Source organism: Pedobacter endophyticus (assembly GCF_015679185.1).
Classification (GTDB): domain Bacteria; phylum Bacteroidota; class Bacteroidia; order Sphingobacteriales; family Sphingobacteriaceae; genus Pedobacter; species Pedobacter endophyticus.
The window spans coordinates 910937-935678 of sequence record NZ_CP064939.1 but is presented as its reverse complement, the minus strand read 5'-3'; the positions used below and the strand labels follow the sequence as shown (position 1 = coordinate 935678).

At 39.9% G+C, this 24742-nt stretch carries 22 protein-coding genes; 9 read left to right on the top strand and 13 right to left on the bottom strand.

The window, feature by feature from the left end; translation table 11 throughout:
* The first annotated feature begins 155 nt into the window (after positions 1-155).
* From IZT61_RS03725 to IZT61_RS03715, 3 genes are all read left to right on the top strand, one after another.
* Positions 156-452, top strand: a complete 297-nt coding sequence (locus IZT61_RS03725; RefSeq protein ID WP_196099855.1) for a Dabb family protein — start codon at positions 156-158, stop codon at positions 450-452.
* Positions 453-901: 449 nt separating this feature from the next.
* The gene (locus IZT61_RS03720) at positions 902-1099 is read left to right on the top strand and encodes a hypothetical protein (protein ID WP_196099854.1); all 198 of its coding nucleotides are present in this window, start codon (positions 902-904) and stop codon (positions 1097-1099) included.
* A gap of 280 nt (positions 1100-1379) precedes the next feature.
* Entirely contained in the window at positions 1380-2309 is a 930-nt protein-coding gene (locus IZT61_RS03715) for an NADP-dependent oxidoreductase (protein ID WP_196099853.1), read from the top strand.
* Positions 2310-2438: 129 nt separating this feature from the next.
* On the opposite strand, the gene IZT61_RS03710 is transcribed toward IZT61_RS03715, so the two are convergent.
* Positions 2439-3380 carry a cation diffusion facilitator family transporter gene (locus IZT61_RS03710; RefSeq protein WP_196099852.1) on the bottom strand — a complete coding sequence of 314 codons (942 nt, stop codon included), beginning with the start codon at positions 3378-3380 and terminating at the stop codon, positions 2439-2441.
* A 1044-nt stretch (positions 3381-4424) separates the two neighbouring features.
* Complete coding sequence (gene mgrA / locus IZT61_RS03705) at positions 4425-5414, bottom strand: L-glyceraldehyde 3-phosphate reductase (protein ID WP_196099851.1); 990 nt, start codon at positions 5412-5414, stop codon at positions 4425-4427.
* Between the two features lie 180 nt (positions 5415-5594).
* On the opposite strand from mgrA, the gene IZT61_RS03700 reads away from it, so the two are divergent.
* Positions 5595-6767 carry an aldose epimerase family protein gene (locus tag IZT61_RS03700; protein WP_196099850.1) on the top strand — a complete coding sequence of 391 codons (1173 nt, stop codon included), beginning with the start codon at positions 5595-5597 and terminating at the stop codon, positions 6765-6767.
* Between the two features lie 359 nt (positions 6768-7126).
* On the opposite strand, the gene IZT61_RS03695 is transcribed toward IZT61_RS03700, so the two are convergent.
* From IZT61_RS03695 to IZT61_RS03685, 3 genes are all read right to left on the bottom strand, one after another.
* Entirely contained in the window at positions 7127-7792 is a 666-nt protein-coding gene (locus tag IZT61_RS03695) for an HAD family hydrolase (RefSeq protein WP_196099849.1), read from the bottom strand.
* 88 nt (positions 7793-7880) lie between these two features.
* On the bottom strand, positions 7881-8525 hold the full coding sequence (locus IZT61_RS03690) for a phosphatase PAP2 family protein (RefSeq protein WP_196099848.1): 645 nt from the start codon (positions 8523-8525) through the stop codon (positions 7881-7883).
* 356 nt (positions 8526-8881) lie between these two features.
* Entirely contained in the window at positions 8882-9232 is a 351-nt protein-coding gene (locus tag IZT61_RS03685) for a hypothetical protein (RefSeq protein WP_196099847.1), read from the bottom strand.
* Positions 9233-10223: 991 nt separating this feature from the next.
* On the opposite strand from IZT61_RS03685, the gene IZT61_RS03680 reads away from it, so the two are divergent.
* Together IZT61_RS03680 and IZT61_RS03675 are read left to right on the top strand one after the other, a co-directional pair.
* Positions 10224-10916, top strand: a complete 693-nt coding sequence (locus IZT61_RS03680; protein ID WP_196099846.1) for a lysoplasmalogenase — start codon at positions 10224-10226, stop codon at positions 10914-10916.
* Between the two features lie 51 nt (positions 10917-10967).
* Positions 10968-12224 (top strand): serine hydrolase domain-containing protein, encoded by a 1257-nt coding sequence (locus tag IZT61_RS03675; protein ID WP_196099845.1) that lies wholly within the window; start codon positions 10968-10970, stop codon positions 12222-12224.
* 475 nt (positions 12225-12699) lie between these two features.
* Here IZT61_RS03675 and IZT61_RS03670 read toward each other — a convergent pair whose 3' ends face one another.
* Entirely contained in the window at positions 12700-13512 is an 813-nt protein-coding gene (locus IZT61_RS03670) for an MOSC domain-containing protein (RefSeq protein ID WP_196099844.1), read from the bottom strand.
* A gap of 965 nt (positions 13513-14477) precedes the next feature.
* Between IZT61_RS03670 and IZT61_RS03665 the strand changes: the two genes are divergently transcribed.
* Positions 14478-14783 carry a hypothetical protein gene (locus IZT61_RS03665; protein WP_196099843.1) on the top strand — a complete coding sequence of 102 codons (306 nt, stop codon included), beginning with the start codon at positions 14478-14480 and terminating at the stop codon, positions 14781-14783.
* A 150-nt stretch (positions 14784-14933) separates the two neighbouring features.
* The gene (locus IZT61_RS03660) at positions 14934-15797 is read left to right on the top strand and encodes an NAD(P)H-binding protein (protein WP_196099842.1); all 864 of its coding nucleotides are present in this window, start codon (positions 14934-14936) and stop codon (positions 15795-15797) included.
* A gap of 49 nt (positions 15798-15846) precedes the next feature.
* On the opposite strand, the gene IZT61_RS03655 is transcribed toward IZT61_RS03660, so the two are convergent.
* The 5 genes from IZT61_RS03655 to IZT61_RS03635 all read right to left on the bottom strand — a co-directional run bounded on the left by IZT61_RS03655 (position 15847) and on the right by IZT61_RS03635 (position 20447).
* Positions 15847-16431: a PIN domain-containing protein gene (locus IZT61_RS03655; RefSeq protein ID WP_196099841.1), complete on the bottom strand. Its 585-nt coding sequence runs from the start codon at positions 16429-16431 to the stop codon at positions 15847-15849.
* 11 nt (positions 16432-16442) lie between these two features.
* Positions 16443-16778 carry an STAS-like domain-containing protein gene (locus IZT61_RS03650; RefSeq protein WP_196099840.1) on the bottom strand — a complete coding sequence of 112 codons (336 nt, stop codon included), beginning with the start codon at positions 16776-16778 and terminating at the stop codon, positions 16443-16445.
* An 87-nt stretch (positions 16779-16865) separates the two neighbouring features.
* Positions 16866-17741, bottom strand: a complete 876-nt coding sequence (locus IZT61_RS03645) for a hypothetical protein (RefSeq protein WP_196099839.1) — start codon at positions 17739-17741, stop codon at positions 16866-16868.
* A gap of 201 nt (positions 17742-17942) precedes the next feature.
* Positions 17943-20123, bottom strand: coding sequence for a DNA/RNA helicase domain-containing protein (locus IZT61_RS03640; protein WP_196099838.1), 2181 nt, complete (start codon positions 20121-20123; stop codon positions 17943-17945).
* Positions 20124-20447: a nucleotide pyrophosphohydrolase gene (locus IZT61_RS03635; RefSeq protein WP_196099837.1), complete on the bottom strand. Its 324-nt coding sequence runs from the start codon at positions 20445-20447 to the stop codon at positions 20124-20126.
* A gap of 1145 nt (positions 20448-21592) precedes the next feature.
* Here IZT61_RS03635 and IZT61_RS03630 point away from each other — a divergent pair.
* Positions 21593-22336 carry a hypothetical protein gene (locus IZT61_RS03630; RefSeq protein WP_196099836.1) on the top strand — a complete coding sequence of 248 codons (744 nt, stop codon included), beginning with the start codon at positions 21593-21595 and terminating at the stop codon, positions 22334-22336.
* Between the two features lie 49 nt (positions 22337-22385).
* Here IZT61_RS03630 and IZT61_RS03625 read toward each other — a convergent pair whose 3' ends face one another.
* Positions 22386-22718: a hypothetical protein gene (locus IZT61_RS03625; protein WP_196099835.1), complete on the bottom strand. Its 333-nt coding sequence runs from the start codon at positions 22716-22718 to the stop codon at positions 22386-22388.
* A 218-nt stretch (positions 22719-22936) separates the two neighbouring features.
* On the bottom strand, positions 22937-24295 hold the full coding sequence (gene mnmE, locus IZT61_RS03620) for a tRNA uridine-5-carboxymethylaminomethyl(34) synthesis GTPase MnmE (protein ID WP_196099834.1): 1359 nt from the start codon (positions 24293-24295) through the stop codon (positions 22937-22939).
* Positions 24296-24742 lie beyond the last annotated feature (447 nt).

Here is a 24742-nt window from a genome sequence, read left to right as displayed (position 1 = left end):
AGTTGGGGCGGTGTTTTACCGAGTCATCCAATGAATATAAGCAGTAAACAGGTATTCATCGGATCACTTATTTAGCGTACCACGCTGTTTGCTTACTTTGCATTACACCGACTTCGATGTTATCACTTTCATTATATTTGAGAAAAATATAAAAAATGATAGCTCACCACGTACTATTCTGGCTAAAGGCCGATACCACCGAAGCTCAAAAAGCAGCTTTTCGCAATGGATTACAATCATTAGAGAAAATAGAAGTTGTTCAGCAATTTCATGTTGGCACCCCCGCTCCAATTGAAAGGGCTGTTGTAGATACGACTTACAGTTTTAGCCTGATCTTATTTTTCGAAAATTTACAAGCACACGATGTTTATCAGGTTCACGACATACACAAGGCTTTTCTCGACGAATTTAGAGAACTATTTGAAAAGGTAATCATTTACGACGCAAATTAATATCAAGAGGCTGTCTCCTAAATAGAGTTTGTTATCCTGAGCTTGTCGAAGGATTATCGAAATGCCTAAAAGGGCGCATCGACTACTTATCCCGACTCTTTTTAAAAGCTCAAACTGATAAATCGCGATCGGATTAACTTTATGAGACAGCCTCTTTTTTTCGTCAATAACCGCTTTGAAACCTTTGCTGCGTTAACAGACACAAGTGCATACCTCGTGATTTGCGCTTGTTATTCGCGCTTTGTTTCCAGTGATTACTTATGCGTGGTAGATGTTATCGCTAAAAAGCGATGCTAGCCGATAATGCAGCATTTTTTTTACACAGAAAGCGGTTTGTGGCTCCGGGAGGCTTTTAAACAACATAATTATGTACTTACTTTTAAGTATTTTTAAAACTACTTAGAGTAAGAAGATATTTTGTAGCGTTTATTATCGTATTATTACAATATATGAAAAAATCGCCCATGTTAATTAAAAGATGTTTAGCCAACCGAACGCAATTAGAAAGAATAAAAGTTGGTGATTTGATAGCCGATGAATTTGGCAAATATGGAAAAGTTAATAATATAGAAAAGGTTCATTACAAAAAGGAACTGCACTACTATTTTTACCTCGATAAATCGGGAACTATTTTTTTTATAACGTAGCTGTAAGTTGTACAAGATCAGCTAAAATCCAATATCATTGCAGTTTTCATTTTTAATGAAGAACTCGCTTATCTAACCAAACGATTAAACTTTGTTAACACAAATGATTATGCTCATTTGTTAAATGCATATGAGCATGATTTCAATTCTCCCTCACCAAGGGGAATCTTCTTTTTTTAAAACAGCATTACGGTAAGCATCAATTGGCGTATTAACGTCGGTTCAAATCTGCTCAGCTTATTAATGCCAGAAATTAAAGTGTGTTACAAAATAAATCGCTATGAAAGCAATCAGAATCCACGAATTTGGTGGCCCCGAAGTTTTATCAATCGATGAAATTCCTGTACCGGTGCCAGCTAAAGATGAAGTATTGATCAAGGTTCACGCCACAAGTGTAAATCCTGTAGACTGGAAAATAAGAGAAGGACTACGGAAAACGAAATTCCCATCAAATTTACCCCTTACGCTCGGCTGGGATGTTTCGGGCGTTATTGAGGAAGTAGGCGAAAAAGTGGGCGGCTTTAGAAAAGGCGACGAGGTTTACGGGCGGCCCGACCCAACAAAAAACGGTGCCTATGCCGAGTACATCGTGGTTAAGGCGAACCAAATTAGCATTAAGCCAACCACGATTGGCCATACCGAGGCTGCGGCTGTGCCACTAGCCGGATTAACCGCCTGGCAAGGATTATTTGATTACGGTTTGCTTAAAGAGGGGCAAAGGGTGCTTATACATGCCGCTGCAGGCGGGGTGGGTACTTACGCCGTTCAATTCGCAAAATGTAAAGGCGCTTATGTAATCGGTACAGCTTCTGATCAAAATATCGATTTTCTGAAACGCCTCGGCGCCGATGAAGTCATCGATTACAATATGGAAAGCTTTGAAACCGTGGTAAAAGATATAGATTTGGTGTTAGATACTTTGGGTGGAGAAACGCAGTTAAAATCGCTCGAGGTTTTAAAGCCCGGCGGAAGGGTGATTACCACATTAGCACCAGACCATGCTGCCGAGGCAAAGGCTAAGAAACTACACCTCGTAGGTTTTATGGCTCAATCGATACCCGATCAATTGACGGAGATTGCCAAACTGATTGATAGTGGTAAGGTAAAGCCGATTATCGAAAAAGTGTTAACCCTCGAAGATGCAAAAAAAGCACATATAGACAGCGAGCAGGGACACACCCGGGGGAAAATTGTTTTGCAGGTAATTTAAAACCATATTGCTTAAAGCTTGTCGCTCGGATTTTACCCTTGAGGGCAGAGAAAAGAGGCTGGGAAAGCGTGAATTTGGTTACCAGAACTAAATCAGCACTTATCCCAGCCTTTTGTTTAAATTGCTTTTTCACAGAATGTAAATATCCTCAGATTGATCACGTTCCGGAATATTAACAGATTGCGGCTGAATGATGACGAATTTGATGATATCGTATTCGTGTTTTATTTTGTCACGCAGTCTATCGATCGCATTCGTCAAATCCTCAGTTGTCAAATCCGCCTGAAACGTTAAAATCATCAGCAATAGCACCTCTTTTGGCGATTGATAGGTAGATAGTAAGCTCTTAAGCGCAATTACATCTTCATCCGCCTCTACCAATACTTTCAGTTTCTGTTGAGTTTCAGGCGTCAGGCCTTCGCCCATTAAAAGGCTTCTGCTTTCTCTGGCAAGAATAAACGAAACAAAAATCAATAATATACCCACTAAAACCGAGGCCAAACCATCCAGAAAGGGCATGTTTAAATTATGACTCAGCACCATTAAAACGAAAACAATTAACAGACCGAGTACCGCCGCACCATCTTCGAACAAAACAAGGAAGCCCGATGGATCTTTGCTTTTGATAATCGCTTTCCACCACGGCAGGCCTTTTCTCGTCTTATCGAACTCTTTGATCGCAACAACAAGCGAGGCGCCCTCAAACACAAACGATAATGCCAGTACAGCATAATTCCAACCCGGGTTTACTAAGGTTTCGGGATGACGCATATGCGTGATGCCCTGCGAAATGGAAACCACCCCACCCAAACCAAAAATCATTATCGAAACGATAAACGACCAAAAATACAACTCTTTACCATAACCAAAAGGACGGTATTTATCCGGCGGTTTAACACTTTTTTTGAGTCCGTAAAGCAACAAAAGCTGGTTACTCGTATCAACCGTAGAGTGGATGCCCTCCGCAATCATCGAAGAACTGTTTGTAAAGGCACCGGCAATAAATTTAGTAACTGCAATTAAAAGGTTGGCCGCTAATGCGCTGTAAATGGATTTATTGGCTCTGGCCATAGTAACGATGTAAAAGATTTATTCCTACAAAACGAAATAAATACCATTTGGTTTCAGGGAAGATAAAACAAAAATAGTTATCAGTTTTGTAGTTTGCTCAACAAGCCGTCAGTGCTATGATTATTGTAAAATACCATTAAAGTAGTCACCCTAAGCGTAGTCGAGGCGCAATTTCAGGTGTCACCCTGAGCGCAGTCGAAGCGCAATTTCAGGTGTCACACTGAGCGTAGTCGAAGGGCAAACGTAAGAAGCTTCCCACATCCCCAAAGCATTGACCACATAGGCATTCCCTCTTAATGTTTAACCACATAGACACATAGTTTTATCAAAAACGCCTCTATGTTCTATATGCCTTATATGGTTTCCCTTAATCTTTAACCACATAGACACATAGTTCAACCAGTTTTATCAAAAAAGCCGCTATGTTCTATATGCCTTATATGGTTTCCCTTAATCTTTAACCACATAGACACATAGTTCACATAGTTTTATCAAAAACGCCTCTATGTTCTATATGCCTTATATGGTTTCCCTTAATCTTTAACCACATAGACACATAGTTCACATAGTTTTATCAAAAACGCCTCTATGTTCTATATGCCTTATATGGTTTCCCTTAATGTTTAACCACATAGGCACATAGTTCACATAGTTTTATCAAACACGCCGCTATGTTCCATATGCCTTATATGGTTTCCCTTAATCTCTAACCACACAAACACATAGTTCACATAGTTTTATCAGAAACGCCTCTATGTTCTATATGCCTTATATGGTTTCCCTTAATCTTTAACCACATAGACACATAGTTCACATAGTTTTATCAAAAACGCCGCTATGTTCTATATGCCTTATATGGTTTCCCTTAATGTTTAACCACATAGGCACATAGTTTTATCAAAAACGCCTCTATGTTCTATATGCCTTATATGGTTTCCCTCAATCTTCAACCACACAACCACATAGTTCACATAGTTTTATCAAAAAAGCCGCTATGTTCTATATGCCTATATGGTTCACTTCACGGCGATGAAAATTAAAGTACTACTTCAATATTTGGTCAATCAGTTGAATCTCCTCAGTGGTAAAACTGGTATTGCCCAGCGCTTTAATTGAATCCGTAATTTGCTCTGGTTTGCTCGCACCAATTAATACCGTTGTAATCCTTTCGTCTTTTAAGATCCACGAAAGTGCCATGTGTGCTAACTTTTGTCCACGAGATTTTGCGACTTCATTCAGCTTCGAAACCACCTCAATTTTTTCTGGCGTGATGTTGCTTTCCTTTAAAAACACTCCGCTCGTGGCCACGCGAGAATCCGCCGGAATTCCGTGAAGGTATTTATCAGTCAGTAATCCTTGCGCCAGTGGCGAAAATGGAATGCAACCTACACCGTGATTATCTAGCACATCCAGTAAACCATCTTCCACCCAACGTTCAAACATCGAATATTTTGGCTGGTGAATTAAACAAGGCGTTCCATTTTGTTTTAAAATCTGGATTGCTTTTTCTGCCTCTTCAGCACCGTAATTCGAAATACCAACATACAGCGCTTTGCCTTGCTTAACTAACAAACTCAGTGCACCCATAGTTTCTTCAAGCGGTGTTTCAGGGTCGGGCCGATGATGATAGAAAATATCAACATAGTCTAGTTTCATCCGTTTCAAGCTCTGATCCAGGCTCGAAACAAGATATTTCTTCGAACCCCAATCGCCATAAGGCCCATCCCACATCGTGTAACCCGCCTTGCTCGAAATGATCATTTCATCACGGTAACCGTTGAAATCTGTAGAAAGGATCTTCCCAAAAACCTCTTCTGCCGAACCCGGAGGCGGACCATAATTATTTGCCAGGTCGAAATGGGTAATTCCGTTGTTGAACGCCGTATAAATTAAATTCTTGCTATTCTCGAAATCATTTACATGACCGAAGTTATGCCACAAACCCAAAGAAATTGCCGGTAATTTTACACCGCTTCTCCCACACCTGCGATACTCCATAGTAGCGTATCGGCTCGCCGAAATATTGTTGTTCATATCATTTTAAATTTTTCGACAAATTAAGCAGTTTATATCAGAAACAATAATACCAGACCCAGGTTTTTCGCCAACGCTTTGCAGTTTCGATTTTTTGCATAAATCGTTTTATTTGTAAACTTGACAGTTATCTTTTATATTTAAAAAAATTAAATAAAAATCAACCAAATATTCATTTCTATGAAATTTAAATCATTAGCCAGTTTAGGCGTAATTGCAGCAATTGGCTTTGCCGCTTGCCAATCTGAAACGAAAAAGACTTCTTCCAACGATAGTGCAGGAACCGATTCTGTAGTTGTAGTAAAATTGAACGCCGATTCTTTTAAAAGAGAAATAGACGGCAAACAGGTAGGGCTTTACACCTTGAAAAATAAAAACAATGCCGAGGCAATATTTACAAACTACGGCGGTCGTTTGGTAAGTTTGCTTGTGCCAGGCAAAGACGGGAAGATGGTTGATGTTGTGGTGGGCTTTAAAAGTCTGAGCGACTATGAGAAATCTACCGAGCCTTACTTCGGCGCCACCATCGGAAGATTTGGCAATCGCATTGCGAAAGGAAAATTCACTTTAGAAGGTAAAACCTATTCGTTGTTTACAAATAATGGTCAAAACACACTCCACGGTGGTAAAAAGGGTTATCAATATGTAGTTTGGGATGCTACCCAGCCAAACGACAACACCCTCCAATTGCACTATTTATCAAAAGATGGCGACGAGAACTTTCCCGGCAATTTAGATGTTAAAGTAACCTATACGTTAACTGATGATAATGAGCTGAAGATGGATTACGAAGCCAAAACCGATAAAACCACAATCGTAAACCTAACCAATCATGCTTTCTTCAACTTAAATGGCGATGGTAGCGGAACAATTTTAAACCACGAAGTGCAGATTTTTGCTGACGAGTACACTCCGGTTGATTCGAGCCTTATTCCCACAGGAAAAATTGAGAAAGTGGCTGGCACGCCTTTCGATTTCACCAAACCAACCACAATTGGTGCCCGAATTGAAGATAAAAACGAGCAACTTACCTTTGGCAAAGGTTACGATCATAACTATGTGTTAAACAAAACTAAGGGCATGGGTATGTTTCATGCAGCTACCGTTAAGGGCGATAAATCTGGTGTTGTTATGGATATCTACACCCAGGAACCCGGTTTACAGTTTTATAGCGGAAACTTTATGCAAAGTAAAAACACATTTAAAAGCGGCGCAAAAGACGATTTCAGAACTGCAATTGCCATGGAAACACAGCATTTTCCAGATTCTCCAAATCAGCCAGCATTTCCGAGCACCGTGTTAAAACCCGGTCAGGTGTACAAAACCAGTTCGATTTATAAATTCTCCAATTAATAATCTCAGTTCGAATTATTTTTGTAAAAAGGGATTAAATAACCCCGAACTGAGCACCACGTCATTCCCACGCAGGTGGGAATCTTAATGCGTTGGGGCTATCTTTTGCATTAAGATCTCCTACCGATAGCTATCGGTAGGAGATCTTAATGACAGAATAAGAAAGATCGTCATTGCGAGGCACGCAGCAATATCATTTCGTAAACCAGATTGCTTCGGCTCGCACGAACCCGGCCTCGCTACAAAGTAGCCCCTTTGGGGCAATGACGATTTGCTGGAAAAACCTGTCATCCTAACTCCTTTGTTTTTCTAAAAATCGATTATAGCAAAGCTATTTTGAATTTAGACGACAACCTCTTTTAAAACAGATCAGTTAAAACAGGATCATTATAATCTTCAATAAAGGCAATAACATTGTCGCTAACCGTAAACTCTTCCTGAGTATGCATTGTGGTTAGCGCAATACACTTCATTCCGGCGTTTTTTGCCGCTTCAACCCCTTTCGGTGCATCTTCAAATACAATACAATCCGCAGGCGACACCCCAAGAATAGCAGCGCCTTTAGTAAACGTTTCCGGATCGGGCTTGCTGTTTACTACATCCTCTGCACTAACAATTGCGCCGAAATAATGCCTGATGTTTAAATTATCCAGTACAAAGTTAATGTTAAACGGAATTGCTGCAGAACCGATTGCCATTAATATTCCATGTCCTTTAGCCCTTTCCAAAAAAGCTGCTAAGCCATCAATCAACCGCAGGTGTTGCTTGTAATCTGCCTGATATCTTCTTTCTTTTTCGATTGAAATCTGATCGATCTGCTCCTGCGAAAAATGGCCTGCGCCGAAAACCCGTTCTAACAAATCCTGATTCTTACCGTACATTTCCTTTTTAACCGCCTCGAAGCTAATGCTTGCCCCTAAATCCTTAGTAAGAATATTGTGCCACGCATGGTTATGAAAAGCCATGTCGTTAATCATTGTACCGTTTAAATCAAATAAAAATGCTTTTGCTTTGGTAGTTATCATAGGTTGAAAATATTAGATTTTTTTTTCATAACAGCAATTAACATTCGAAAATGATTAACAGGTGCCGAGCCATAATGTGCTAAATGCATTAGCGGGTTTTCTTCACCTGTTTAAAATAGAAATAGCAAAGGGGATAAAGGCAAATCAGGCCAAGTAAAAAGCCGCCCAAAGTATCAGTAAACCAATGCGCCCCCAGGTATATTCGCGAAGGGGCCACCATTACAATTAAAAAGGCCGAAATGCTGGTTACAATCCACTTCGTCGTTTTTGGTATCCCTTTTAAATGAAACATTAAAATAATCAGGAAGCCGAAAAACAGCACATACGAAAGCGTATGGCCACTCGGATAGCTCTGAAAGCGGTAAACGTCTACCAGTCGCACGTAAAACGAAGTGGGTCGCGGGCGATTGATGATGTTTTTAACGCCCAGAATAATCAAGCCAGACAGCAAGGTAGTGGAGATAAACAAGGCTTCACGCTTATATTTTTTCCAGTAAAAAATGTATGCCACAATTAACACCGAAATCAACGAAAAAGGCAGCTCTCCAAAAAAGCTGATTCCCACCATCACCTTATCCAGCCAATTGGCCTGGTAGTGCTGAATAACCAGAGAAACCTGAGTGTCAAATTTCCAGATCAAGTGGTGATAAATGAAAACGCTTAAAGAACCAAACGCAACAATAAGAATAATCAATACAGCTATTAAGAGGTTTCGGTTTAATATGGTCGGCATGTTTTTGCTAAAATTCCAAAACTATACAAATTACCTTAAATCGAACAATTATCAGCGTAATTTTTTAGCCGCAGGCAATTAAGCGCTGGATGATGGCCGCCCGAAAATCGGTGATTAAGAAAAATACGGAGTTCCCGATTGAACGGAATAGGCAACGCCGTAGCAGGTAAATGAAGTTTCGAACTGAAATGGTTACATCATGACGTGCTTTTCGGGACACAAATTAATGGAAAACCTATCAAAATGTGTAAGCCAGGTTGTCCTCTTTTGGTGAGGCGGCACAAAAAATACCGCTTTCCGTAATCCGTTAACGCATTGTTAACAATGAATCCAGAAAAGGAAGTTTCATTATCGGATTATTTTACAACAATTTGCTTCGGGTCGGTAACCACGATTTGCTTTTTGCCCTTAAAATCTGAAACTACACCAGTTACGCAAATGTTGTTGCCAATAAACATGGCAGAAGGTTCAGAAGGAAACTTTTCCTGATCTTCCTTATTAATTACCACCGTAATCAGCTCTTTCGGATAGGCACCCCCCAAATTAATCAAACTTAATTTGTCCAGCGCCTTTGTGCTATAAACAGAATCGCAAATGGTAACCGTTTTGCCAACATACTGCGCCGCATCTTTCGCTAAAACCAGCGTTTGGCTTTTTGCAACGTAGCTTACAGAAACGAGTAAAGAAAGTAGGAATAACTTTTTCATAACACGGGATGTATAAATGCCAATAACGAAAAAAACTTTGATTTAGCGTCACAAAGCTAAGCACCAAATAAATATAAAACAACGCCTGTTATTAAATATTTAAGAAAAAACTGAGCGTAGAAGCTGCTAAACGGGTTTGTTGAACTTGTTATCCAGAGTTTTAATTTTTAGCAAAAAATCAATATGGCATTATGTAAAATACTGAATGGCTAAATTTTCTGTCATTCTGAACGCAGTGAAGAATCCCCAAGCGATGGAATGCAAAACTTCAATTACCCACTGCCCAAAAAGGGGGGCGGGTTAACTAAGGCCAATGCGGAATCGGTAAGAGATGCTTCGTGCCTCAGCATGACAAAAGCATTCAATGATAATGTGTTACAAAAAAAATGTTAATGTTAGTGCAACGCGTGTTCTGATACTTCATATGGTGTAGACACAACTTTCCGGTTAATGACTGCTTTTAACGCTGTCATCCTGAGAGTATCGAAGGATCCCCAGGCGATGAAACGCCGAACGCCAACAAACCACTGGCAAAAAAGGAGAGTGGGTTAACTAAGACCAATGCGGAATCGGTAAGGGATGCTTCGTGCCTCAGCATGACAAAGAATTCAATGATAATGTGTTACAAAAAAAAATGTTAATGTTAGTGCAACGCGTGTTCCGATACTTCATATGGTGTAGACACAACTTTCCGGTTAATGACTGCTTTTAACGCTGTCATCCTGAGAATATCGAAGGATCCCGGGCGATGAAACACCGAACGCCAACAAACCACTGGCAAAAGAGGGCAAGTGAAAGAGGGCAAGGGCGGTGAGACGTAGGTTGCAGATTCTTCCTTCGTCAGAATGACAAAACTGGCGGCATAACCTTTGTTCTGGCTGCCCTTCTCACATTTACTAACCATTTGCGACCAATATCAGCTAACATTTGCGTGCATTCAGTTAATATCCGTATTTTGGTTTTACAATTCACACAAAAACAATTCCCATTAATGAAAACTAAACTATTTGCTTCCATTTTTGCGTTAATCTTCATCGTTCAATTGTATGCCGAAGCGGTGGGCAATATTCCCCTTCGTAACTTCTCCAAACCGTTAATCGCAGTTTCGCTATTGGTATGGCTTTATTCCGCAACCAGGTTAAGGGGCAGGTTTCATAAACGCATTTTCATTGGTCTTGTGTTTGCACTCATTGGCGATTATTTGCTGATGTACCAATCCCAAACCTCAGGTTATTTCATGTTCGGCCTCGCCGCATTTTTAATCTGCCATGTGTACTACATTCGTGCTTTTGTGCTCGACCATAAATCGAACCCCCACCTAAAAAATTCTTTCTTTTTATGGGCTGTAGGTGCGCTGGTTATCTTTTGCGTCGGTTTATTCTTTTACCTGCAGCCATTTCTTGGTGCCATGCAATTTGCCGTGTTAATGTATGCCATCATCATCACCGTTATGGCTATTATGGCCGTTAACCGTTACGGCAAAGTAAATATCCTCAGTTACAAGCTCATTCTGTTCGGTGCTTTGTTCTTTTTGCTTTCTGATAGTGTTTTGGCCGTTAACAAGTTTGCACGACCGATACCGCAAAGCGGCATTTTAATTATGGCCACGTACATGATTGCGCAGTATTTGATTGTTTACGGCACAATAGAAAGAAAGCTGGTGGTAACAAAAACCAGTGTTTAAGTGCTTACAATCAAAGCAGTTTGAAATTGAATTTACACTAATTGAGATCGCATGAAACGCATTATCCTAACCATTCTGATCAGTATCGGCTCGCTGCAAACCTTTGCACAAGTTGCAACAAGCAATACAGGCTTTTATGCCGACCGCCTAAACCGCATCGACAAGGTGTTTCAAGCCGCGGTAGATAGCAACTGGATTGTTGGTGCCGTTTGCCTCGTGATGAAAGATGGCAAGCCGGCTTACTATAAAGCTTTTGGTATGGACGATGCTGAGCGACGTAAACCCATGCAAAAGGATGCCATTTTCCGAATTGCCTCCCAAACCAAAGCCATTACCAGTACAGCCGTAATGCTACTGTGGGAAGAAGGAAAGTTCTTACTCGATGATCCCATTTCAAAGTACATTCCATCCTTTGCCGCCCCAAAGGTGATCCAAACATTTAATGATACCGACTCGAGCTACACCGCCGTTCCGGCCAAAAGGGAGGTAACCATCAGAGATCTTTTAACCCATACTTCAGGGCTCGGCTATGCACAGATTGGTTCGGCCAAGATGAGAGCGATTTATGCCAAAGCCGGCATTGAGGCAGGTTTTCTCGATCATAAAGGCTTACTCGCCAACTCCATCGACAAGCTCGGCAAACTGCCGCTCGAGTTTAATCCCGGCGAACGTTTCAACTACAGTTTAAGTATCGATGTTTTGGGTCGGCTGGTTGAGGTGGCCTCCGGCATGCCGCTCGATCAGTTTCTTAGCAAACGAATCTTTGAACCCCTCCAAATGAAAGATACCTACTTCCACCTTCCACAAAGCAAACAGACACGATTGGCCAATGTGTACACAGAAGACCGAAGTTCGCGAAAGCCCGTAAAATGGAAAAGAAATACCTTTCCCGGCAGTACAATTGATTACCCAATTAACCACAACGGTTACTTTGCCGGTGGGGCAGGGCTGGTTTCCACCGCGAGCGATTACGCCAATTTTTTACAACTCTTTTTAAACAAAGGTACATTTAACGGAAAGCAGCTGCTTGCCCGCCATACCGTTGAGCTGATGACAGAAAACCAGATCGGCAATTTATCGCTGGGCGATGATAAGTTCGGACTGGGATTTCAAATTACTACCGAAAAGGGGAGTGCCAAACTCGGCCTCTCGCCCGGAAGCATTTCATGGAGCGGCTTTTTTGGTACCTTTTACTGGGCCGATCCCCGCGAGCACTTATCCGGTTTGCTCTTTATGCAGCAATCGCCCTTAACCCATACCGAACTCGATCATAAATTTAAGGTACTGGTTTATCAGGCACTAAAATAGTTGAGGTATTTACGTTGCCTCGCTGAAAAAATATTGTCATCCTGAGTTTTAATTTTCGGGAAAAATCAATATAAAGTGACGTCATTTTTAAGAAGAATGCTTCTAAGAAGCGTCGTCATTTCGAGCGTAGCCGAGAAATCTTTATTCAAGGTTCAAAGATTTCTCCTCCATAGGAGCTCCCTTGGAGCGCTTCGGTCGAAAGGACGATTTTACGGTATTCAAAAAAAACGTCAATGGTAGGGGTAATTATTGGAATAAAATCAATATGAGTGACGACAAGGGGTTGGAGGGATATTAAGCGTTCTGATTAACCGCCCCGCCACCCTGAATTTTTCATATAACTTTATGTTTTCAATGGCATTCAAGAGGGCTACGCCGTTTATTTCAGGGCATTTATGGACTTAACTTAATAGCATTGATAGGCGTATAACGGTTGCGCGTTGCCAAAAGGCTTATTTTATCGAAGCCTAAACACTTATTTCCATTTTTCAACCACAAGTTCGTCGCCAACCCGAACGACACCCGTTCCCTGGTGAAGTAAATTTTGCCCGAACATGATTTTATTGCCCTTCTTGCGATAGGTGGCCAATGTTTTTAACGGTTCGGCGCCTTTTGCTCCCGTTTGCTGATCAATAGTGGTTAAAACACACCGTGCGCAGGGCTTTACCGCATTAAATGTAACCTCGCCGACTGAAAAAGTGGCAAAATCATCCTCAACGTGTGGCTCGCCCCCCGTAAAAACAAAGTTCGGGCGAAAACGGTCCATTCCGATAGCGCTATCCAGTTTCGCGTTTAGCCCATCCAATGCCGATTGTCCGATCAGCAAACAGGGGTAACCATCCGCAAAGCTCACCACTTCATCATGATGTGCATAGTCGGTGTCCACAAGTCGCCTGGCATCTTCGGCAATTTTAACCAGCCTCACATTCATTTGCATAAAATCCGTAAACCACGCGCTAACCGCAGGGTTCACTTCATGAGCGAAAGTCGCGTCATCCCAAATCGTAACTGAAATTAATACGTCGCTATGTTCGTCAATACCAAATTTAACCGCTTTACGGGCTTCCATTTTATGGCTCACCTCCAAGCAATCGGCGTTCAGTTGTACATCTAACAGCGAAAGTTCCGCATACTTTCTTTGCGTAATAAACGTGTTATTTTCGTCAACCAACATCCATCGGCGGTCGTAGCGAAGCCCCCTTTCTTCAACCACAGCAGCATCGACACTGATGCCGCCCAACGATTTTATAGGATAAATAAAGATGCCCGAAATGGGGTAATTGTTCATTACGTAAAGATAAAAAAAAGATCGGCTCGGGCTTATCATCGTCTCATAACTATTGGCTTGCCAACTTAGCTTTGCGATGAATGAAAGATTTTTTAGGCTTTTTGTTCCATGGCTACCCTATAGTCTGCACACATTTCGAAAATGGTCACGGATTTTGTGGCGCTCTCCATGAACGGTCGTCATCCTCAGAGATCAGTTTTTGAAAAAACAAAGGAGTCGGGATGACAGGTTTTCACCGAATCGTCATTTCGACCGAAGCGCTCCGCAGGAGCTCCTTTGGAGGAGAAATCTTTGAACTCCGCATCGAAAAAAGGCTTCAAAGATTTCTCCGTTCCGCTGCGCTACAGTCGAAAAGACGAGCACATTTTAAATCTGTCATTGGTAGCTTGTCCGATAGCTATCGGTAGGGGATCCTAATACATAAGATTAGGCACCTTGCGTTAATCCCGAAGTTTAGGGACCACCTGTCTGCCCGTCCGTTAAAGCGGGCGGGCATGCCGATAGTTATCGGATACCGAACGGCCGAAAGGAAATGTGTCCACACCATAGATTGAGATCGGATTCCCTAATATAAAAACGACAATTTAGTTGCAACGCTTAATAATTTCTTAACAATCGAATGATTTTATTCTGCAAAATGACTTTTGTTCTGAGAAAAATTTCTTTAATAAGCAATATGTAGTCAAAAGAGGAGTTTTTTACTAAATACCCTATCAAAAATCGGTAAATGACAAAAAACTAAAGAAAAGTTTAGTTGTAACTGTAATTGTTGGAGTTGATAAGTGAGAAAAAAGTGCGAAAGTTGTTGAATAATTGCGCAAAAATATGAATTGTGCAATTACTCACGTGCCGATGTCTCATTTTGGCGTGCCATTTGATTACCTTCAACGGAAGACAAAAATAAACGAAACTACAAACATCTTTTTTGGTTGTAGTATTGATTCAACGGAAAAACGAAAAATAATATGGATTACTTCAACAGCAGCTCCAATAGCGAAATTGCAAAAGCGATTAAGGAAAAAACCTTGACCTACCTTTACTATCAAAATGCGCCCCTGCATTATCGTTTTAAAGAATTTGTTTCTATCTCGAGCCATAAACCAGGTGCCGCTGTTAACTTCGACACCGCCCAGGCCATGGCAAATTACAACATCAGTTCTCGTTCGCCCGAAGAAAAACAACGTTTCAACGATGATCTTCAACATTACCAAAACCTGCTTTTTAATACTTACAAAAGGGTAAAAAGAGATATGCTGGCGCTTTGTAACTAAAAGCGAAGCACAGATTAACGCCCAATTTGTTCGGGTAGTTTAAAGGTTAAAAAAAATTTCAATTGCCCCGCTGCCTTTGCTTTTTTATGCCTTAGCACAAATGCAAACTTTATTTTGCCCGAGTTGTTCTTTTTGAAAAAGGAGACACTCATGCTGCTAATAACAGGTGCTACAGGTAATATCGGCCAACAGCTAATTGATCAACTGACGGCAAAACAGCGCAAGCCGGTTATCGCCCTAACCCGCGACGCTTCAAAAGCAAAGGAATTGTTTCCTGTTTCTACGGAAATAAAGGAAGTTGACGTACTCGATACCCCACGGCTTACGGAGGTGTTTGCTGAGGCTGAAGCGCTTTTTATTCTCAATCCGCCAGCCGATGTTTCTACAGACATTGATCTTGAGGAACGAAAAACAGTCAAATCGATACTCGAAGCGCTCAAAAGCATTCCGACGAAAAGGGTAGTGGTCCAATCTACTTTGGGCAATCAGCCCGGCGAGCACATCGCCGATCTTGGCGTTCTCTACGCATTGGAACAGGGAATAAAAACAATGCATCACGATTATCATATCATTCGCCCAGCTTATTACATAAGCAACTGGAAACCCGCCATTGCAACCGCAAAGGAAAATGGTTTTATTACGTCCTTTTATCCTGAAGATTTCCGCATGCCGATGGTGGCCCCCAGAGACATCGCCAAACTAGCAGCCGAGTTGCTTACACAGGAGCGGTCCGAACGAATCAGCAACATCGTGGGGCCAACCGACTACTCGCCAGCAGATGTGGCCGCTGCTTTAAGCAACATATTTAACAAGGAAATAAAAGTTAAAGTGATAGATGAAAAGGACTGGGAAGGTGTTTATCAGTCGCTGGGTTTTTCGCCTCAGGCGGCCCACAGCTACACGAACATGACGCGGATAACGCTGAAAGGCGGGGTTGAATATCCAGAGGATGCGGTTGTTGGGGAGACTTCGATTGAGGAGTATTTGAGGGGGTGTGAGGGGCTGTTAAAATAATTGAACCGTGTAGTAGCGGTATACTTGAGGGACAAAAAGGGCAGTGGACTTACTTGGCCTGCATGCTATTTTTAAATGCTTTGTACAGCTTTAAATTAAATGTTGCGACATTAACCTCTAATCCAAAAAAGTCTGCATCATCGGTTACAATTGTTGCGTCGTTCTCTTGTGCTAAAAGACAGAAATAATGATCGTTAAAGTCCATCTTATTTGCCTTAAAGCTTGTTAATGCTTCAAACTCGAATTGTCTGGGTTCTACCATTTTAAATGCTGACGAATATGCAGAAATATCATCAATGATAGCATCATATTTTAACTTAAAATCGTTGCTACACCTGTATTCTTCCTTATAAAAAAAGGTAAAATTTGGCACACTTCCAGTCTTACCCTTATATCGCCTGTCAAAAACTTTTCTTGCATCAAAACGTAATAACCTGTTTAAAATTTCACTAAGTTGAATTGCGCTCATCAATATTTGGCAGGTTTCTTTTTTGACTAATTTGTCAAAAAAATCATGATAATGCATACTTGTTGGTGCATCGTCTAATCCCAAAATTGGGAGCCAAACATTACTGTCTAAAATATAATAGCAGTCTTTTGGACTGCTATCTGTATATAAATTGATGATGTTCAAAATCGATGATGTTAAGCGAACGCTTCTTCTCTGTATGCTTGATAATTATCTTTATTGATAAAATTATCCCACATATCCTGATATTTGTACATGAAATTTAATATTTCTGTATAACTTGATGGGTGAATACATTTTTTAACAGTTTCTTCACCATATTCGGCTAATAATTTTCCGAATGAAGCGTTTAAAAAAAGAGTCGAACAACGTTTAATATTTGTAAAATCAACTTCAATCTGCTCACTTCTATTATTGTCGAAAGATTTTTTAATTGCATTGAAAACCTGAATACCATCGGTATGCAACGAAGCATTTCCGCTATTCAATATATTATATACACTGATTTTCATTTCTAATTGGTTATTTTTCAATAGTATAACGATTGTTAAATCGGTTTGTTTTAAGAGGTTGCAAAGGTATAAATATTTGATAATACCTTAAACATTTCTGAAATTAAGATTTTTTGTATTAAATTCCAAATTTATTGTAGCTCCTAAATAATTATTCCGTAATAAACTAATGCCATCAGGATAGAGTACACTATTAACTGTTTTACTGCACCAGCCTGCATCACCTGTGTAAATTTGCATTGCTCCATTGTTATCCCGTAAATATGCATTTAAGTTTCTTAAGCCACTGCCCCCAGGCGCATCTTGTTTAGTGCTATTGCCTGCAATGGCCCATAATATGGCATCACCGCATGATTTTACATTTATAGGTTTTTGCGCATTAATTTTCTTAAAAAAACCTACACCCAAATCGCTTATTGTGAAGTGTAAAGCATTTTTTGATGGGTAGTATTGCCCACACACAAAAAATGGAAGTTCCGTTTCTGCGTGTTTATCGATATTGCCGTAAACTTCTCCCAGATAATCTATTAACTGTTCTTGAACTTCTGGCAAGAGCTTTGGCATAGCATTATGCGCAAAAAGATCGTTTTCTAAATAATTGTAAAACTCATCCTTTTGTTTAGGCAAAAACCCTCTAAACGGCAAACATGATTTTATTTTATAATGGTTTTCGTTTTGTGTAATGGGAAGAAAATCATTAGCAAAAAGTATGTTGCATTTAGCGGAAACTTGTTTTGAATCCATCAAAAATGCTAATTTATTTTCAATACTTAATCTATACATCAATGCGCCTAAAAATGCACATAAGTTACCATCTATCCATTCTATATTATCTAAATTGATATTGATGGTATAATTTTGATATACTTTACATTCATAGTAAAAGCGAAGTATTTGGCGAATACCTGTAGCGTCAGTATAAATTCTATCTTGCCCTAAATAAATTGTAACCTCGTTATTCAAATTTTATTTTTTATACACTATAAAAAATCGGCCAATGCATAACCAGCCCGGGCAATTGCCCAGGTAAGCATGGTTGGATTGATATCGATTTCTGTACCCATTTTACGAAAATAAGAATTTGATTGGTTACAAAAGTAATGTAAAGAACATATGCTCAAGTCAAAATGCGCCTCCTAGCTTTAAAAGGACATCTGGACTCGTCTACAAAACCCTCACGAATTCACCAATTACCTTAAAATCGATAGTCTCTTCGTCTCTTAAAACGATTGTCTCAAAATTCATGTCTGTAGATAGTGGATGTAGAGAAATTTCCTCATGCTGCCAGCTATCTTCAGTGATTGTTTTCCGACTCCGGTATTCCTTTATTGTGTATTGACCACCCAGATCTTTATCATATATATTTGTAGACTCTACTAAGCAGATCAAGCCATTACGAGAACCACCTGTATACTTTTTAAATAATGCTATAGCTCCGTTGGGTATAACCTTATTCATCGATTCGCCTACTATTTTGCAAGCGAAATAATCAGTATTTGCTTTCAAGTTATCAGGCAGCTCAATGTATTTAACATTCTCAACCTGCTGGTATTCAGAGAAAGAGCCTGCAGCAATGCTCAAATCATAAAATGGAATACATTGTTCATTAAGTTTGTAGTTATAGGTTACGAGTTCTTGAACATCTCTTTCAAAACGTTTCAAAGTCCAGTAGTTTTTGAAATGATTTCTCAATTCTAAATCGCATACATAAATAAACGTTCCTCTAATTCCCCGTAATAGAACTGTCTGATAAATATTAATGATGTAGTTTTTTAAAACTTCGTAATCCTTGATCGAATTTTTACCGTTTTTATCTTGATAGAACTTTTCATTTATAATAATCTCACCTTTTATGGGATCATATCCGATTTCTGGTCCTATAATTATACCTGCATAATTAAGGTCATAACCTTGTATGGTATGGATGCAACCCACCTCATTAACGGCATTCGGTGTATGCATCCAGTCAATAGTTACCGAGTTCCACTGCAACCGGGTTTCATTAATAACGATATCAAATTTACTTTTATCCTTGCGTGAAATCCATTTCCAGGCAAATCCTGCGACTAACCTAGCCAGACCAAATTGTTGATTTTTCAATTTAATGTCGCTAACCATCTCATCCAATGATTCATATAGAAAAGCCTCGTAACTTAAGCCGCCGAGGTAAGGTTTCGAAATTTTGTTTTCCTTATGGAATAAATTATGAATGAAATTTATGTACTTCGGACCACCTTTAATTCGAAGTTGTGTTTTTAATGTTTCATAACGAGTAGATGTCGATTGTTTTAATCTCTTAAATTGCTCTGAATCGACATCCGATGGTTTTATACTTTGCTGCTCATCATAAAATAGGATAGACTTATTGGATTGACTTAAAACCCAATCTAGTTCGCTACTACTCATTTTATCAAGCCCTAATCTTTTACAATTTTGGTCAAACGCATAAAAGTAAGAACCTAAATTTACCCGCTGTCTTAAACGGTGAGACTCGTCAACAATCAAAAGATCATACTTTTTTCTTACCACCTCAGCAGGACCGATTACCATATTGGACTTTAATCCCTTAATCCCTTTAAAAACTTTTGATATCGTTTTTCTAAACGAAGACATGGGTATAACTAAAGCCATTTCCAAATGAAGATACTTCGCTTTAACTCGTTTAAATAAGTCAAAAAGTTCTAAGTCAGTTTCATCAAAATCGCTTAAATCAAAATCTTCTAGCTCCGAATTCAATAGCTTAAATAAAAAAATTGCCAAGATACTTTTTCCTGTACCTGCTCCGCCTTCAATTAAGCTCACTTTTGCGTTGTCATCCAATAAGCACTTAAGTATTGTTTTTAAACCTTCAACCTGTTCAATTGATAAGCTTTTGTATGGAGAGTACTTAAAAAGATCCGAATTATCGAGATGATCTAATGAATGTCGAGTAATCCCAAGAGTCCTGAGTTCAGACCATATATCTTTAAATAAATCCCAATAAACCTCTTTTTGTTGGTAAAACTGATGATTAGCAATGCCTAGATTACCATTTTTTAACTGATATTTCCCGTCGGCAGCCAAATATTTAATCAAGTTGGCCTCTATGTCAAGCGTTGCAGATTTATTAAAGAGATCACTTAAAATTAAATGGATTGATTTTAAATCGCTTTTCTTGTCGCTTTTTAGGTGCGCTCGCATGCGGGTGACTAAATCTGTAGTTTCGCCCACATAGGCTTCGTGTTTTTTATCTTCACTTAAAAAATAAACTAATGGCCAAGTGGTATAGTTGCTATGTTTTAAGCTTAAATCTGTTATGCTATTTTCGGAAAAATCGGATTGACTAATTAAATAACGGTTATTCATTTATAGCTCGTTATATTTTTTTGCAGTGCCTTTTGCCTTGTCAATAGGATACTTGTGGTTATTAAGTTTGATCTTATCAAGAATGATTTGGTTCACATCTAGATTGTATTTGTTAGCCAACAACAGTGCATAAGAAAAAACGTCAGCAAGCTCTTCTTTAATCTTGTCAAGGTTTGCATGCTCAGGATCTTTCCATAAAAACAACTCGAGCAATTCTGCTGCTTCAATATTTAAGGCAATTGCTAAATCTTTAGGATTGTGAAACTGTTCCCAATCACGCTCATCTCTAAACTTCAATAATGCTGCTGTTATTTCTTCGGTCATAAGGCTAATCACGGCCAATTTAGGGATATACTATTGATTTAGAAAATCTCAGGCCATAAAGATTTAGTTATATTTTGTCTATTTAAACACTTCACTTCAGGATGAAGAAAGTAATTTTTCCTTACATATATTGCCATGCAGGTTAAAATTGAACATTATTCGTTTAAATCGATTTTTTAAAGATCGCTATAAAAAATTTAAACTATGCACGAGAAGCTTGCGAAAGCAATGTCATTATGGCAAGTTCAACTAGAGCGCCAAAATTACAAAGTATTTAGCATATACACTATTAAACAGTATATCATAGACGAAATTAAAAATAGATAGGTTCCATATCGTAGTAAATGTTTAATAGGTGTTTTATCAGGGAAACTATTCGATCTAATTATAATTTTACTAGCTATGGATTCAATAGCTTTTGACACAAGGAAAGGTAACAGATGACAAACCGCATACAGGATTACAATAATCGCGATAGTGCAAATCCAAGCATTCAGAATATACTTGGCCATGATTTCCTCTTCGAATTGGGTATGTATGTTTATTCCATTTTTCAAGTGGCAACCTGCCGTATATATGGCCATTAAAGCCAAAATTATAGACCGGTTTTTAAATATTTTATTGAAGAATTTTTTGGTACCCACAAAAAAATCATTTTGTGTTCTCAAGCAGATGGTTAATGTTAGAATAGTGAGAAATTCGGCTTTAAAAAAGTCTTGTGTATAATCGTTGATGTATCTAATTAAAAAGCTATAAATAAATACTTCAAAAATTAATAAAATTATTAAACAAGATTTGAATGCTTTGATGAGCATTTCTGGATTCTCACTGCATTTGTCACACCACAGCGCGAAATTGTTTTCCGCTTTAAGTTTTAAACTTGCCGCCATATCACTATTAATGTCTGTTCCTATTGCAGAATAAAGAAGAGAAAGTACTTTAAATAGAACTTTGACCATTGCGAAAATTTTTATTGATTTAAACTGGACTGAATATTATTGGCAAATGAGGATACTTTACTTAACGATAACGTTACTTATAGACAAATATGCTAAAAATATTTCGCTATTACTCCTAAAAGTTGTAGAACATTCCCTATCTTATACCTCAATTTACTCAATTATAAACTCATTTAAATTAACGTTATGTCATCAACAAGCGAAACCGGCCATGCCAAAAATGTGGCCAATTTTAAAACACTCCTTACTTTTATTACGGGCTTTGGTAACAGTTACAACCCCAGTAATGAAAGCATTACATTGGCCATCTTATTAGAGAAAAGCCAGAAAGCCCAAGCCGTAATGGAAGAACTCAACAATTTGCAGGCACTTTATGCCAATGCAATTGCAGCCCGAACAACCAGTTTTGCGCCATTAAAAAAGTTAAGTACACGATTGCTTAATGCCCTCAAAGCCACCAATGTTTCCCAAGCCACCATAGAGGCGGCCGCTGGCAACAACCGTAAATTACAGGGAAAACGAGCTAGTGCCATCCCCACCGAAGCAGAAAAAGAAGCCCTATCCAACGATGGAACCACGGTAAACAACATTTCAGCATCGCAGCAGGGGTACGATAACCAGCTAAACTTTTTAGACAAGCAAATTAAGCTGCTCCAAAGTATACCCGAGTATGCCCCGAACGAGGCTGAGCTGCAAATTGCATCGCTCACCAGCTTGTACAATGATTTGCTTCAGAAAAATTTGGACGTAGTAACTCAAACCGCTGCAATGAGCCAGGGGAGGCTTAAGCGAGATGAAATATTGTACCACGCCGAAAGCGGAATTGTGGCTCTGGCATCAGACGTAAAAAACTACGTCAAATCGATCTTTGGCGCCCAACACCCACAATATTTATCAATTTCGAACATCGCATTTAAGACTTCGGCATAACCGTAGACGATTTAATCATCCCTATTTTGCGATCTTCTTAAAAATTTCATCAATTAGATCCACCGCTTCCGCATTTAGAATTATCGCTTCCCGCATTTAGGATTATTGCTTCCGCATTTAGAATTATCGCTTCCGCACTTAGGATTACCGCTTCCGCATTTAGAATTATCGCTTCCGCATTTAGAATTATCGCTTCCGCATTTAGAATTATCGCTTCCGCATTTAGGATTATTGCTTCCGCATTTAGAATTATCGCTTCCGCACTTAGGATTACCGCTTCCGCATTTAGAATTATCGCTTCCGCACTTAGGATTAATGCTTCCGCATTTAGGATTATTGCTTCCGCATTTAAATTATTGCATACCCTGTTTATTTTATGCAACCAGTCATCCGATGAATATAGGCGTGTAGTACAGTATTCATCCGATGACTAAACGATCCGCAAAAGTTCAAACCACATCCCAGCACAAATCGACCCTGCTCACAACCGCTGATAGGGAGAGGCCCTACGCTTTCCGCCCTAACGCTTTCTGCTTTCTGCTTTCCGCTCTCTGCTTTCCGCTTTCTGCTTTCCGCTTTCTGCTTTCCGCTTTCAGCTCTCTACTTCCCAATGCAAAACTTGGTAAAAATATTTTCCAGCAGATCATCTGTAGTCACTGTACCTGTAATTTCGCCCAGGTAATGCAGCGCCTGTTTAATATCCATCGCCAAAAAATCAGAAGTAACCGGATTGTCTACATTATCCATCACCCTTTGCAGCGCATTTTCCGTCTGCTTTAGCGCCTCAACATGGCGAACATTTGTAACCAGCGTTTCATCCGTATTAATGTGGTGCAAATTCACCTGTTCAAGCAAAGTAACCTTCAGCTCTTCGATCCCCACTTTGTCGCGTGCCGAAATCAGCACCGCATCCATGCTTTCCAGCGCCTTGCGACGGTCTGCATCAATCAAATCAGCCTTATTTACAATAATCAGATAAGGAATCTGCAATTGTTTCAGGCCCTTAACCTGCTCCTCAATTTCCGCAATGGTTTGCGATGCATCCGCCATGTAGATAATCAATTTCGCCAGTTTCATTTTCTCCAGCGTACGCTCCACACCAAGTGCCTCAATAATATCTGCCGTATCGCGAATCCCCGCCGTATCAATAAACCGAAACACCACGCCGCCAATCGTCAGTTCATCCTCAATCGTATCACGCGTAGTACCCGCAATGTCCGAAACAATTGCCCTTTCCTCGTTCAGCAAGGCATTTAACAACGTCGATTTACCCACATTTGGCTTGCCCGCAATCACAATCGGAACCCCGTTCTTAATCACATTCCCCATCTCAAACGACCCGATCAAACGTCGCAAAACAACGCTGATCCTGTTCACCAGGTTCTTCAACTGCTCGCGATTCGCAAATTCAACATCCTCCTCCGCAAAATCCAGCTCAAGCTCAATCATCGATGCAAAATGAATCAGTTGTTCCCGCAAGCCCTTCAGTTCAGTGGCAAAACCACCACGCATCTGCTGCATCGCCACATCGTGCGAAGCCTTAGAGTTAGAGGCAATCAAATCGGCCACCGCCTCTGCCTGACTCAGATCGAAAGCCCCGTTTAAAAAAGCACGCAAAGTAAACTCACCCGGCTTTGCCGCCCGGGCACCCTTTGCTACCAATAAATTGATAATCTGCTGAATAATATAATTAGAGCCGTGGCACGAAATTTCCACCACATTTTCCTTCGTGTACGATTTTGGCGCCACAAACAAACCCGCTACCACTTCATCAATCAGCTGCTCCCCATCCTTAATCAGCCCAAAGTGCAACGTGTGCGAAGCTTGTTGTTCCAGATCTTTGCCTGCAAAAACGCTGTTTGTTAGCGCAATAGCGTCTGGCCCCGATAAGCGAATTACGCCAATAGCACCCGAGCCCTGCGGGGTAGATAAAGCAATGATAGTATCCTGATTGTTCATGTCGCGATTATAAAGACGGCAAAAATACAGCTAATCTACAGATGTAGCGTGTTTGCCAAGTAAAATTTTTCCTTCAATGGTCAAATAAATAGCTGCTCAAAGCAACTATAAGATCTATATGTTTATGGTCAATTAGTTACGCCAGCAATAAATAGGCTTAGATGTCGTCGCGAGACGCTACCAATGCTATTAAGTTTAGGATCAAACGAAGAAATATTGTCATCCTGAGCGGAGTCGAAGGACAGATATTTTTCGTTTTATCCTATAGAAAGGGCCTTCGACTGAGTTTATCTTGAGCGAAGCCGAAAGGCTCAGACTGACAATTGACAAGCTTAACTTAATAGCATTGGAGACGCTACAACCAGGTGAGAGAACAATGAACATCATGAAGCTCTTTGCCGTTGGTTTCAACCAACGGACCAATTAAACAATTAAACAATCCAACAA

Excerpts from the sequence above, each read along its gene's own strand:
- IZT61_RS03725 (WP_196099855.1), top strand. The coding sequence starts at position 156 with ATGATAGCTCACCACGTACTATTCTGGCTAAAGGCCGATACCACCGAA.
- IZT61_RS03720 (WP_196099854.1), top strand. The coding sequence starts at position 902 with ATGAAAAAATCGCCCATGTTAATTAAAAGATGTTTAGCCAACCGAACG.
- IZT61_RS03715 (WP_196099853.1), top strand. The coding sequence starts at position 1,380 with ATGAAAGCAATCAGAATCCACGAATTTGGTGGCCCCGAAGTTTTATCA.
- IZT61_RS03710 (WP_196099852.1), bottom strand. The coding sequence starts at position 3,380 with ATGGCCAGAGCCAATAAATCCATTTACAGCGCATTAGCGGCCAACCTT.
- mgrA (WP_196099851.1), bottom strand. The coding sequence starts at position 5,414 with ATGAACAACAATATTTCGGCGAGCCGATACGCTACTATGGAGTATCGC.
- IZT61_RS03700 (WP_196099850.1), top strand. The coding sequence starts at position 5,595 with ATGAAATTTAAATCATTAGCCAGTTTAGGCGTAATTGCAGCAATTGGC.
- IZT61_RS03695 (WP_196099849.1), bottom strand. The coding sequence starts at position 7,792 with ATGATAACTACCAAAGCAAAAGCATTTTTATTTGATTTAAACGGTACA.
- IZT61_RS03690 (WP_196099848.1), bottom strand. The coding sequence starts at position 8,525 with ATGCCGACCATATTAAACCGAAACCTCTTAATAGCTGTATTGATTATT.
- IZT61_RS03685 (WP_196099847.1), bottom strand. The coding sequence starts at position 9,232 with ATGAAAAAGTTATTCCTACTTTCTTTACTCGTTTCTGTAAGCTACGTT.
- IZT61_RS03680 (WP_196099846.1), top strand. The coding sequence starts at position 10,224 with ATGAAAACTAAACTATTTGCTTCCATTTTTGCGTTAATCTTCATCGTT.
- IZT61_RS03675 (WP_196099845.1), top strand. The coding sequence starts at position 10,968 with ATGAAACGCATTATCCTAACCATTCTGATCAGTATCGGCTCGCTGCAA.
- IZT61_RS03670 (WP_196099844.1), bottom strand. The coding sequence starts at position 13,512 with ATGAACAATTACCCCATTTCGGGCATCTTTATTTATCCTATAAAATCG.
- IZT61_RS03665 (WP_196099843.1), top strand. The coding sequence starts at position 14,478 with ATGGATTACTTCAACAGCAGCTCCAATAGCGAAATTGCAAAAGCGATT.
- IZT61_RS03660 (WP_196099842.1), top strand. The coding sequence starts at position 14,934 with ATGCTGCTAATAACAGGTGCTACAGGTAATATCGGCCAACAGCTAATT.
- IZT61_RS03650 (WP_196099840.1), bottom strand. The coding sequence starts at position 16,778 with ATGAAAATCAGTGTATATAATATATTGAATAGCGGAAATGCTTCGTTG.
- IZT61_RS03640 (WP_196099838.1), bottom strand. The coding sequence starts at position 20,123 with ATGAATAACCGTTATTTAATTAGTCAATCCGATTTTTCCGAAAATAGC.
- IZT61_RS03635 (WP_196099837.1), bottom strand. The coding sequence starts at position 20,447 with ATGACCGAAGAAATAACAGCAGCATTATTGAAGTTTAGAGATGAGCGT.
- IZT61_RS03630 (WP_196099836.1), top strand. The coding sequence starts at position 21,593 with ATGTCATCAACAAGCGAAACCGGCCATGCCAAAAATGTGGCCAATTTT.
- mnmE (WP_196099834.1), bottom strand. The coding sequence starts at position 24,295 with ATGAACAATCAGGATACTATCATTGCTTTATCTACCCCGCAGGGCTCG.